This is a genomic window from Flavobacterium selenitireducens, assembly GCF_014748335.1.
GTDB classification, from domain to species: Bacteria; Bacteroidota; Bacteroidia; order Flavobacteriales; family Flavobacteriaceae; genus Flavobacterium; species Flavobacterium selenitireducens.
Genome location: NZ_JAAVIY010000002.1, coordinates 1 through 13,076, shown reverse-complemented (window position 1 = coordinate 13,076; position 13,076 = coordinate 1). Strand labels below are relative to the sequence as shown.

Genomic DNA, 13,076 nt, shown 5'->3' with positions numbered 1-13,076 from the left:
GCGAAAGGGTTAAAAAATATTTTTTTTGTCATTTCTTGCGTTGATAATCCCCTCTTGAAAAATACTTTTCTACGAAGCAGTAAACCAAAATAAAAAAATATCGGCTTCCCATTTCCTTGATCTTCAATTTGGAAACTCCGTATTTTCGATTCGTCCAGGAATTGGGTACGATCGTATACGAATAACCACGGATAATCGCTTTGAGCGGCAATTCGATAGTAAGATTAAAATGAGGCGCAAGAATAGGTTTCACGCCATCGATGACTTCGCGTTTGTACAATTTAAAAGCGTTCGTGGTATCGTTGTAACGGATGCCCATTACCATCCTTATTATGAAATTCGCGATCCTGTTGATGATTTTCTTAACCCACGGATAGTCGATGACTCGCCCGCCTTTCATGAAGCGGCTGCCAAAGACGCAGTCGTAATCTCCTTCGACCATTGTCGTGTAATACCGGATGAGATCGTAAGGTGAGTCCGAAAGATCAGCCATCATGACCGCGACGCAATCTCCCGAAAATCGGTCAAGCCCATAACGCACGGCATATCCGAACCCGTTTGGCCCAAGGTTGGTCTCGTACTTAACGGCCGGATATTTGGCCGCTAACTGTTTTAAGACCTCGAGCGTTCCGTCTTTAGAATTATCGTTAACGATAAGAACTTCGTGATCGATATTTACCTTGGCGAACGCCTGCTCTATCTGGTCAATGGTTTCTGCTATCGACTCTTCCTCGTTATAAGCCGGAATGACAATGCTTAACTTCACTGTTGTTCGTATATTATTTCGGCAAAATTACCAAATCCGTGTTTAATTTCTGTCCGGCGCGCATAACCGTTTTTTCGCAACAAGTCTTCTATTTCCGAATGCCGATCGTGGTTCAGGTACATATCGTCGCTATGGCTTTCCAGCTGTATGAAGCGAATGGGCCATCTTTGCTGACTTTCGTCGAATAAGCCCTGCAACACTTGTAGCTCGTGCCCTTCCACATCGATTTTCAGGACGTCGTATGCTTTGTCGCTTCCGCGGATTGTATCGCTAAGCCTGACCACCTCTACCTCGTAGCGATCCACGATAATGTCCTTGGCGTCCATTCCCAGGATGCGGGCCTTTTTCTTTAAATAATCAGAATCAAAATTAAGCGTTTCAAATGTAGACGTCTCGTCAAGCGCGTTTTCATTGAACTCAAGTTTCCCGTTGATGTTGCTCACGCCAAGGTTGTGGAGCTTGACATTTCCGAAGCCGCGATACTTTAAAGTCAACATGGAGAACAATTTCTGGTTGGGTTCGAACGCGTCAATGTTCGCAGCTGGGAATATCCCAAGGAAAAAATCGATCGACTGGCCTTTGTTCGCGCCAATATCAAGAATCTGCGGGTTTTCTTTTTTCAGCACGCCGCGATAGAATCTGCGAAGTTTCGGATAGAAAAAAATGCCCTCGTTGAGATGTAGCAATTTCTGTATTATCTTGGTCCTTAAGCTCATCTTAGTTTTTGGCGACCGTGGCTGAATAGATTTGGGTCAGGATATCGTTGATACCGTACTTCCACGTCCAATCCGGGTAATGTTGCTGAAACTTCGAAACATCGCTTATCCACCAAATATGGTCGCCTATGCGGTTGGCTTCGGTATATTCGTAATTCATCGGTTTACCCGTGATGCTCTCGCACATCACAATTGCTTCGGCCATCGAGCAGTTGGAAAAACGTCCGCCTCCAGCGTTATATACTTCCCCTTGTTTCGGATTCTGATAGAAATGCCAGAACATGTTCACGAGATCCCAGCTGTGGATGTTGTCACGAACCTGTTTGCCGTGGTAACCGAAAACCGTGTACTTGTCGCCGGTAATGGCGCATTTCATCAAATACGATAAAAATCCGTGCAGTTTGGTGCCTGAATGATTCGGCCCGGTGAGGCAGCCTCCGCGAAAAACGCCCGTGTTCATGCCGAAATATTTGCCATATTCCTGAACCAACACATCAGCAGCCACTTTCGAAGCGCCAAAAAGCGAGTGTTTGGTTTGATCTATACTCATTTGCTCATCAATCCCCTTTTTAAAATAAGGGTGCGCCTCGTCGATTTCCCAGCGGTGTTCAAGTTCGACCAGCGGCAAATAATTTGGCGTATCCCCATACACTTTGTTTGTCGAGGTAAAGATGAAAACCGCGCCTGAACAATGTTTTCGCGTCGCCTCTAACAAATTAAGCGTTCCGTTGGCATTTACAGTAAAATCAGTAAATGGTGCTGAAGCGGCCCAATCGTGACTGGGTTGCGCGGCGGTGTGGACGATCAGCTTGATGTCGTTCCCGTATTTCGCAAAAATCGCGTCAATGGCAGACTCATCGCGTATGTCCGCAGCGTGATGTTCGAAATTAGGGATGGTTTCAATCAGCTTTTTTGTATTCCATTCCGTAGAGGCGTCGGCTCCAAAGAAAGCTTGGCGCAGATTGTTGTCGATGCCTACGATCTTGTCGAATTTATCGGCAAAAAAAGCTACGGACTCGCTTCCGATAAGGCCTGATGAACCCGTTATGATGCAAATGTTCATTAATGAATGATTTTATATTCGGTAATACGTAATTTATCTCCGTAGTGCGAAGAATATTTAGGCGTCACGCTATAATACGAAATTTCAGGCAGAACAGCCGGATTGGAATAAAGCTTCCCGTAATCTTCCGTGCTTTGGATGAAATAGTTCCCGAAAATTCCTGACTGCAAGAGACCGTTCGATGTCCTGAACGACTTTCTTTGCCCGTCAACAGTGTGAATGTTCAATTGCAACGGGGAGGAATGCCGCACCAGTGAAACAAATTTACCCAAAAGGTTGTCGTAAACCTCGATTTCGTAAAGAATGTCGGCCTTCGGAACCAAACCATCGCCGAGCATCATTGCGTATTCGCCAACCTTTTCCAGCTTTAACGGCTTAAAATTAGCGGCTTTTCGGAGCAGTAATTTTGTTCCTGTTCCATCCTGATACGTGTCGACCGGAGTGTAATTTTTAAGTAGCGCAAGTGTAGTTTTGGACTCGTCAAACATAGCATATCGCTCGTCTATCGTGGCAAGTTGGTACACTACGAATTCAGGCGCTGTATCCGCATTGTTATAATGCTCAAAATTTAAGTCTTCAAGATATTTAGTGTACGCCACATAAGACTGTAAAACCGGGCGGGCGTGGTAATTGAGCTTGTTTTCCAGCAATCCCTGGATGTTCCATGGATAAACGTCGACCGTCGAATTCCCGATCTTCTCCAGTATAGGCTCAGGCATCGGAATATGATTTTGATACATCAACACGGCCGAATCATAATCATACACGGGAAATTTCTCCCAATATTCCGCTTTCGAAAACTTTAAAGTATCAATTTCATAATCTTCCTTGATAAACAGGTAATGGAAAGGAATGATGAAACTTAAGAAGAAAATGCCTACGGCCCATTTGTTCCTGGACTGGTAAAATTCAGGAATGGCAAGCACAAACATCGGCAGGAAAAAGAAGAATTCGACGACGTGTCCACTGTCGGCACGGGTGAACCCTTGCTTGTACAAAATATACGCCGTTCCAAAAAACAGGAAAGACACCGTCCCGAGCTTGAGCCATTGCGTGCGGTAGGTTTCTTTATAAGAATAAGCAAGCAATCCAATGAGCAATATGATCCAGGCGATGACATGTCCTATTGCGCCGCTGAACGCGCTGTCGAAATACATAACTCCATTGTAGCCGGAAACCACGTCCAGTCCCGACTTAAGATAACCTACGAAGTGCACGTTTAGCGGCTTGAGCAAAAGTGCTATGGCAAGCAGCGGTAGAATGCCATAAATTATAAACCGCCATTTTTTATCCTTGGTAAGTAAATTATAGGTAATCCCGGCAAGAAAAAGAATGACGGTGATCAACCCTGTATTGAACTTCACGAAAAACAGCAGAGAAGTCAGGACAATCTGGAAAGCATAATAAATGGGCTTGGGTTGATCTAGGCTCAGTCTGATCCAAAAAACCAGGAAAGCCGTTAGCACAAACACCTTGGCGCTCGCGATCCAAAACGGATGTAGTAATATAATTAGAACAATGGCAAGTATTCCCAATCCCACGTTCCTGAATTTCTTGATCGATATATAAAAAATCGCGAAATAGTTGATAGCGGTGAAAACATCGTATAAAAAAAGTGGCCATTTGCTCAATCCCCATTGATTCCGCGTAGCCAAGTAATGCAAAGGTCCATAAGTAAAAGCAATGTCCTTTCCCCAGACAAGATGCTTGATGTCGGTATAGTTCATTGCGACCTGCCACGAAGGGTCGAGTGAGGTCCAAGCCTCGCCCTCGGGCGGCAGGGACCATATATGCAGCGCAAAATAACCCGGGAAGGTCAGATAGGTACCCAGCAAGCACACGAACACAATTAAGATGTCATATTTTTTAAACGCGGCCTTGACGGAGTCTTTCATGTCTGTCAGCTTAATATTGGCTTGAGTTTTACCTCATTTGAATTTATCCAATCGTAAATATCTTTGAACACATCTTCTACGGAACGCTTCGGTTTCCAACCCGTCGCTTCCGTAATGGCCGAATTATCGGTAACGAATATCCTGAGATCCGCAGGCCTGTTTTCGGTTTCTGAGCCGATCGTTATCGAATTTCCAGTGATGCTTTCGCAAAGGCGCGTCATTTCCTGCAAAGAAGCGCTATTCTCCAATCCGCCGCCGGCGTTGAAAATTCGTCCGGTGAACTTCTCAGTTTCGCGTATTTGAAGGTCCACGAGATCAACAAGATCATCAATGTGCAATATATCCCGAACCTGCTTTCCGGTTCCGCCGTAGCCAATGTATTTAAGCGATTGCTTCCAAAAATGCTTAGCCATCCAAAGTGTCACGACGCCTTGGTCGGTCTTGCCCATTTGTCGGGGACCGGCTATTACGCCGAATCGGGTAACCGCGGCCTGCAAACCGTAAAATGCTGAATATTCGGCAATGAAAAGTTCTGAAGCCAGTTTTGTCGTGCCGTAGAAAGAGCGGGCGCCGTCGAGCGACAGTTTTTCGGAAATCCCATTTTCAGAAAGTCCCGGTTCAGGCTGGCTTTCGGAAAAAGCGAAACGCGTTTCAAGCTCGTCGTAATTCGCAGATTCAATCTTTTTTATCGGATAGACGCGGCTCGTCGAAAGGAAAATCAGCTTCGCCTTATTTTTCAGACAGGCATTGAAGCAGTTAATCGATCCGTAAAGATTATTGTTGATCACATAGGTAGGATCTGAATCCAGACCAGCCATGACCGACGGCTCGGCCGACGCTTCTATGAGCACGTCAAATTCCCTGACTGCCGCCAAATCCTCAGCGTTGCGAATGTCACCGTGTACGAACCCGATATTTTCACGGATGAGATCGGCAAGATTAAGTTCGGATCCCCTTCGTTTTAAGTTGTCAAAGGCTACGATCTCAGATTCGGGATATCGCTTTTTGAGCTGCAAGCAAAGAGACGAACCAACAAAACCTGCTCCTCCGGTTACTAGTATTTTCGACATATTTTATGGAATCGGGCCATGCCTTGATTAGTAGTTTAACGCGTGTAAAACTATTCCAAATTTTCGATTTTACCTCATTACGGATTCTTTTTTATCAATCTCCTAGTATTGAAATGCATTTAGTCGGCGGCGCGCCTCCCCGACTTGAGTTTAGAATTTTAGCAATGGAAACGAAATGTCAGTTAATTTTCCAAATTATGCATTTTAAAGGATAATTCTGCCTTACATCGACAAAAAGAAACCCTTAAAATTTTGTTACATAATTTCACGCCCTTAAAAATCAATCTATTAAAACGTTATGAAAAAAATTACTCCTTTTTTCATTGTAATGTTGCTGTTTTTGGGCGCTTCTTCGTTTGCCCAAAACCTGGTGATCAATGAAATCCTAACCTCGAACACCGCGACCAATGAGGACGAAGACGGTGAATACCAGGATTGGGTGGAACTTTACAATGGTTCGGCGGGTCCAATCAACCTCGCCGGTTTTGGTCTTACCGACAATGCAGCCCAGCCCTTCAAATGGGTGTTCCCCGCACAGGTGATCGCGCCGGGTCAATATCTTATCGTTTATTGTTCGGACAAAAACCGCACGGTCGTAAACCAACCGTTGCACACGAACTGGAAAATCAGTTCTTCGGGCGAAGCCATTACGTTGACAAATGCGGCAAGCGTTACCGTCGATCAGGTTCCGGCAACGGCGATTCCTTCGGACATTTCTTTCGGACGCCTGCCTAACGGAACCGGACCTTTCGTTTTCTTCTCGGCCGTTACGCCAGCCGCCCAAAACGGAAGCGTCGGCTATAACGAAATATTGAACCCTCCGACATTTTCACAAAACGGCGGGTTTTTCACAACGGCTTTCGATCTTACACTTTCTACGTCAGTTGCGGGAGCGAGCATCATTTACACGCTTGACGGAAGCGAGCCGGATCCAAACAATTTGGCCGGAACGACATATCAATACAAAAATCAATATCCTCAGGAACCGGGCGATCCGGTCGGGCCGTTTTTGACGAAGAGCTTCAACAGCTTTGCCTACACGACGCCTATCAACATCGTGAACCGCACGAGCCAGCCGAATGACATTTCGATGATTTCCTCGACGTGGCATGCCGACCCGGAATATCTTCCGACCGATAATATCTTCAAAGGAACGGTCGTTCGCGCCAAAGTTGTAAAGCCAGGCGCGCTTTCGAGCAACACCGTTTCCCATACTTATTTTGTTACGCCTCAGGGAAGCAACCGTTTCACGTTGCCTGTCGTATCGTTGAGCATCAGCGAGAACGTCCTTTTCGATTACAATGACGGGATTTATGTCGCCGGTGTCGATTTCGACAACTGGAGAGCGGCCAATCCTGATTTGAGTCCTGCCGGAATCGAAGATCTCGCAAATTATTACCGCCGCGGCCAGGATTGGGAACGCGAAGCCAACATGTCGTATTACGTAGGCGGAACGGAAGTCATGAATCAAAACGTAGGGCTTCGTTTGCACGGAGGTTCCTCTCGCGACTGGCAGAATAAATCGTTCAACATCTATTCAAGAGCCGAATATGGTGACGAAACGATGGATTACGCGTTTTTTCCTAACCAACCTACAGATTTCGAACGTTTGATCTTGCGCAATTCAGGTGCGGACTTTTTCGAGACGCACTTCCGCGATGCGCTCAACATGCGTTTGCTGAAACAGTCCAAAGTATTGGCGAAAGGTTACCAACCGACGATCACGTTCATGAACGGCGAATATTGGGGATTGCTTTCGTTGAGTGATAAATTCGACAACAACTATTTCAAGCGCGTTTTCGACATAGACGAAGTCGATGTTTTGGAAAGCGAGAACGTCGTCGAAGAAGGTGACGCCACTGATTATCTTGCGCTTTTGGACTATATCGAAACACATCCGCTTTCGGTAGAAGCCAATTACGAATACGTGAAAACCCAGCTCGATTACGAGAACTTCGCAGATTATTTCATCCACAATATATTCTTCGACAACCTCGACTGGCCGGGTAACAACATCGTGTTTTGGAGGGAAAAAGTCGACGCCCCGAACGCAGAATATCCGCATGACGGACGCTGGAGATGGCTTGCCCACGATATGGACGCGACATTTGCCACGACGTCCGAAGAAATCGACCGCAACAGCCTCGAGATCGCCACGGCTCTCAACGGACCGGAATGGCCGAACCCGGAATGGTCGACGTTCATGTTGCGCAAAATGTTGGAGAATCCAGGTTTCAAGAACTATTTCATCAACCGTTTCGCCGATAAGATCAACACTTCGTATTCTTCGGCTTTCGTGAACAGTACGATGGAAGAGATGAAAAACGTGATCCTTCCTGAACTTGCCGAGCAAATCGCACGTTGGCAAGCACCGGTCGACATGGCCGATTTCAACTTCTATTACGGATTCGAGCAGGAATTCGCGACGCTTCGTCCGGAGATACAGAGAAACCATATCCGCGGCAAATTCGCGATCCCGGCCAACATCAACGCTACGTTGGACGTATCTGACGTGACGCATGGTTATATCAAGATGAACACGATCGATATCAAACAAGGAACCGATAACATCGCGGCCAATCCTTATCCTTGGACCGGTGTTTATTTCTCAGGAATTCCGGTAACGCTGACAGCCATTGCGAACGAAGGATTTGTCTTCAGTCATTGGGAAGGTGATTCTACGGTAGATTCCCCAATCATCACAGTGACGATGGACGAGGCGTTTTCCGTGAAAGCGGTGTTCGTGCCATCGGCTGTAGCGACTTCCGAACCAATCTATTTTTGGTGGATGAGCGGTGCGATCCCGAACGACACGCCGCTTACCACATTGGCATCTTCGTTCAACGCGACTTCGGTAGACGCCACGATCGATTACACGTCGAGTTTGCCTGGTTATCCGTACACGAATGCCGATCCTTTGTGGAGAAAAGCCTCGATGGAGCGACGCAACAAACCAACACCGCTCAACTACATTCCGGAAGCTAACGGAGACGCACCTTACGTTGCAGGAGACATGAAAGGTTTGCAGATCACCGAGCCGTTGCAAAACGCGGGCAATAGCAATACGATGGTTTTCAACATCGATAAATCCGGTTATTATGACATGTTGTTCTCGTTTGCGGCTATCAATGAAGGAACGAATGCCGAAAACATCCTCATCGATTATTCGATAGGCGCAGGTTCGCCGACCTGGATCTCCACGGGATTGGCTTCCACAAGTTTGCCATTGACGTCGACGTTTCAGGTATTCTCTGCCGATTTCAGCCAGATCGACGCCGTTGAAAACGCCGACAATTTCAAAATCCGCCTTCGTTTCCAAGGATCGGGTGATATGACGTCCGATACCGGAAAGCGCGTCACGTTCAACAACATCGCGGTTCACGGAACACCTTTGTTGTCGGCACCGTCGCCTGTCGAACGTAAATTCCTCGTGTATCCGAACCCTACAAACGGAATCGTGAACGTGGCCAATCTTGCATCGGACGCGAAATATTCATTGTTTTCGATCGATGGTAAAATGGTACAATCAGGAAAAATCGATTCGTCTGCACAAATCAGCCTCGACAGTTTGACATCAGGGTTGTACTTGTTGCAGCTTGAATCTGACGGAAGAACAGAGACGAAAAAAATCGTCAAACAATAACATACTAGATTGATTGAAAAGGAGATAGCGCGTGTTGTCTCCTTTTCTTTTTTAATTTGGGCAATTTTAAAAATGGGTAGTTCGTCGAAAATATCGTTTTTATAATCGAGAAAACTCCGACAACTTTACAAACCCATCTATATTTGCCCGCATAAACAGGTAGCATATGAAAAAAATTACCCACGCGCTGATTCTATTGGCGTTTTTTGCTTTTTGTACACCTTCTCAAGCGCAAGTTGTGGTCAATGAGGTGGTTTCGTCCAATGCGACGATCAACGTAGACGAGGACGGCGAATACCAGGATTGGGTCGAGTTGTACAACAACGGGCCTTCTTCGGTCAACCTCAACGGATTCGGACTTACCGACAACCCGGCCCAACCGTTGAAATGGCTGTTTCCAAACGTTACGATCGCTTCGGGACAATATCTGTTGATTTATTGTTCGGACAAAAACCGGACAGTTCCCGGGCAACCGTTGCACACGAACTGGAAAATCAGCGGTTCGGGCGAGAACATCGTGTTGTCCGACGCTTCGGGTGTTTTAGTCGACCAGGCGCCGGCTGCAGCAATTGAAGAAGATTTTTCTTTCGGGCGTTTCCCTAACGGAACTGGGCCTTTCGCGTATTTTGACGAAGTGACTCCCGGGGCGCAAAACGCAGCCACGGGTTATAATGAAATCCTGAACGCTCCTTCGTTTTCCCAAGCGGGTGGATTCTTCACGACAGGATTTGATTTGACGTTGTCCACTTCGGACGCAGGCGTTACGATTTTGTACACGCTCGACGGTTCCGAACCCGATCCTGCGAATGTCGGCGGCCATACTTACGAATACCGAAATTCCTACAACCAAACAGGTTCCCAAACTCCGGGCCCGCTACTTACCCAGAGTTACCAAACCTTGACTTATTCGGCCCCGATTTCGATCGTGAACCGCACATCGGAACCCAATAAAATTTCGATGATCTCCTCGACCTATCACCACGATCCGTCGTTTTATATGCCGGATGGGAATATCTTCAAAGGAACGGTCGTCCGCGTAAAAGTCATCAAGCCGGGCGCTTTGCCCAGCCCAACGGTTTCCCAGACGTATTTTGTGACTCCGGAAGGCGTTTCCCGATTTGAGATCCCCGTAATTTCGATTTCTTTGAACGAAAGCGATTTCTACGATTATGAAGACGGCATTTACGTAGCCGGTAAAGATTTTGACGACTGGCGCGCTGCCAATCCGACGGCGAATCCGCAACCTGAGCGAGTAGGCAACTACCACAGAAGAGGAGAAGAATTCGAGAAACGCGGCAACATGACGTATTTCGTCGGTGGTCAACAGGTCATCAACCAAGACGTCGGATTGCGCATACGCGGTGCTTCGACCCGTCGTTACGAAAGCAAATCGCTTACGGTTTATGCCCGTGCCGATTATGGCGATGCCGATTTGGATTATAAGTTCTTCCCTGATTTGGCCGACGAAAGTTTCGAACGCCTGACCTTGTCGAACTCCGGAAGCGACTTCCGCAATACGATGTTCCGCGACGCGCTTTGCCATGTGGTCAGCGACGAACTGCACGTAGAGAATGAGAATTATCAGCCGACAATCACGTTCATAAACGGAGAGTATTGGGGCATCCTGAACATACGCGAGCGTTTCGACAACAATTACTTCAACCGCGTTTACGGTTTTGACGACGTCGATTTGCTTGAGAACGATGGAACCGTTGAAGAAGGGGACGACGATCATTACGATGCAGTGAACACCTATCTTCAGAACAACGACCTTTCGGTTCAGGCCAACTACGATTACGCCGTGACCCAGATCGATCCGGAGAGCATGGCCGATTATTACATCTCGAACATTTTCTTCGACAATTCCGACTGGCCGGGCAACAACACCCAATATTGGAGAAAGAAAGTCGCGTTTGACCCGAATGCCGCCTATGGTGCAGATGGCCGCTGGCGTTGGGTTTTCCATGATATGGACGACACTTTCGGCGTTGGAACCGATCAATACGACCGCAACAGCCTCGAAATCGCCACGACGTTTTCCAATTCCTGGATCAACCCGGAGTGGTCGACGCTATGGCTGCGCAAAATGTTGCAGAACGACGGCTTCAAAAATTACTTCATCAACCGTTTTGCGGATATGATGAACAGCTACTATCTATCTGGCGTGGTAATCGCCAAAATGAATACGATGGCCAACGGCATCACGCCTGAACTTCCCGAGCATCGCGACCGTTGGAGAGACAACGGCGACATGGGCGATTTCCAGTGGTACATGAACTGGCAGGCCGGTTTTGCCAACGCCCGCCCGGCTTTGCAGCGCGACCACATCCGCTCTAAGTTCGGCATTGCCAACAACATCAACGCGAACCTCAATGTGTCGGATGTCGACCACGGCTTGATCAAAATCAATACACTCGAAATTACACCGGCTTTGGCGGGAGTGAACGCTACGCCGTTTCCGTGGACCGGAATTTATTTCTCGAACGTTCCGGTAACGCTAAAGGCGATTGCCAAACCTGGTTATGTGTTCAGCCACTGGGAAGGTGTCTCATCGGCTACGACCGCAGAAATTACGGTGAATTCGGCGACGAACTTCACGGCTAAGGCGATCTTCGTCCCGGAAGGTTTTGCCGTCGAGGAAAGCGAGCCGGTCTATTTTTGGATGATGAATTCAGCGATCCAGAACGATACGCCGCTGACTTTCCTGAATTCGTCTTATGAGGTTTTGGCCAACACGACCATCAGCTATTCGTCATCACTGGCAGGTTATCCGTTCGTTAACGGAGACCCGCTGTGGAGAAAAGGTTCGATGGAACGTCGCAACCAGCCAACGCCGCTAAACTACCGCTCGGACGCAAACGGTGGTGCGCCTTATGCTCCCGGCCAGATGCGCGGCTTGCAAATCACCCAGCCTTTCGAACAGAATGGTTTGGAAAATACGATGGTTTTCAATCTTCCGACAACGGGTTACAAGAATATCAAGTTCTCGTTTGCCGCCATGGACGAAGGCGCCGCGACAGGAATCACAATCGATTATGCTGTTGACGGGACTAACTTTGCTTCGACGGGAATTACGTCTGCACTCGCGCTTACGACAGGCTCCTACCAACTTTTTGAAACTGACTTTACCGCAATCGCAGCGGCCAATGACAATGCGAATTTCAAAGTGCGCGTCCGTTTTACGGGTCCGAACATGACCGCCAGCGACGGCAACCGAGTAACGTTCAACAATATTGCGATGGATGGCGTGAAAATGCCGTTGACGTATCCGAATCCTAACGTTTTCACGGTCAATACCATCATTACGCCTTTGGTTCCGGCGACAACCGCATCAGCGACGAGCTTCAGCATTTCAGGGACATTGCCTGCCGGACTTTTGTTCGACACGACCACGGGAATCATATCCGGAACGCCAATCGTCGTTTCGCCAATGACGACTTATACCGTAACCGCTACAAATGTCGGCGGCAGCACAAGTTACGACGTGATTATTACCGTTAACGATATCGCGCCGTCGGCCTTGAGCTACACGACGCCAAACGTATTTACGGTAAATTCGGCAATCGTCAACTTGACTCCAACGGTAACCGGAAGCGTCACGTCTTACAGCATTTCTCCGGCTTTGCCTGCGGGGTTGAGCTTTGATGCGACGACTGGAATTATCTCGGGAACGCCGACGGTTGTTTCCGCGAATGCAACCTACACGGTTACGGCTACGAATGCAGGCGGAAACGCAACTTTCGATATCGAGATCGCAGTCAATCCGGCGGCACCTTCAGCCTTGAGTTATAACACTCCGAATACGTTTACTGTTGGAACCGCGATTACTGCTTTGACTCCAACGGTAACCGGAAGCGTCACGTCTTACAGCATTTCTCCGGCTTTGCCTGCGGGATTGAGCTTTGATGCGACGACTGGAATTA

The 13,076-nt window shown here is 47.7% G+C and carries 7 protein-coding genes; 2 read left to right on the top strand and 5 right to left on the bottom strand.

The features are described from left to right. Nucleotides 1-28: 28 nt before the first annotated feature. Genes HC229_RS03615 through HC229_RS03595 form a run of 5 tightly spaced genes read right to left on the bottom strand, consistent with a single transcriptional unit; the run spans nt 29 to nt 5,510 of the window. Nucleotides 29-766, bottom strand: a complete 738-nt coding sequence (locus HC229_RS03615; RefSeq protein WP_191019099.1) for a glycosyltransferase family 2 protein — start codon at nt 764-766, stop codon at nt 29-31. Further along, a complete protein-coding gene (locus tag HC229_RS03610; protein WP_191019098.1) occupies nt 763-1,482 on the bottom strand; it encodes an FkbM family methyltransferase in 720 nt (239 codons plus the stop codon). Before HC229_RS03610 ends, HC229_RS03615 begins: the two co-directional genes overlap by 4 nt. 1 nt (nt 1,483) lies before the next feature. Next, nucleotides 1,484-2,545, bottom strand: a complete 1,062-nt coding sequence (locus tag HC229_RS03605) for an NAD-dependent epimerase/dehydratase family protein (protein ID WP_191019097.1) — start codon at nt 2,543-2,545, stop codon at nt 1,484-1,486. After that, a complete protein-coding gene (locus tag HC229_RS03600) occupies nt 2,545-4,440 on the bottom strand; it encodes a hypothetical protein (protein WP_191019096.1) in 1,896 nt (631 codons plus the stop codon). The genes HC229_RS03605 and HC229_RS03600 overlap by 1 nt, the downstream gene beginning before the upstream one ends. Nucleotides 4,441-4,445: 5 nt before the next feature. Then, the gene (locus tag HC229_RS03595) at nt 4,446-5,510 is read right to left on the bottom strand and encodes an NAD-dependent epimerase/dehydratase family protein (RefSeq protein WP_191019095.1); all 1,065 of its coding nucleotides are present in this window, start codon (nt 5,508-5,510) and stop codon (nt 4,446-4,448) included. A 298-nt stretch (nt 5,511-5,808) separates the two neighbouring features. On the opposite strand from HC229_RS03595, the gene HC229_RS03590 reads away from it, so the two are divergent. Together HC229_RS03590 and HC229_RS03585 are read left to right on the top strand one after the other, a co-directional pair. Continuing rightward, complete coding sequence (locus HC229_RS03590) at nt 5,809-9,153, top strand: CotH kinase family protein (protein WP_191019094.1); 3,345 nt, start codon at nt 5,809-5,811, stop codon at nt 9,151-9,153. A 166-nt stretch (nt 9,154-9,319) separates the two neighbouring features. Next, nucleotides 9,320-13,076: CotH kinase family protein (locus HC229_RS03585; protein WP_191019093.1), on the top strand; the 3,757-nt coding region annotated here is incomplete at its 3' end.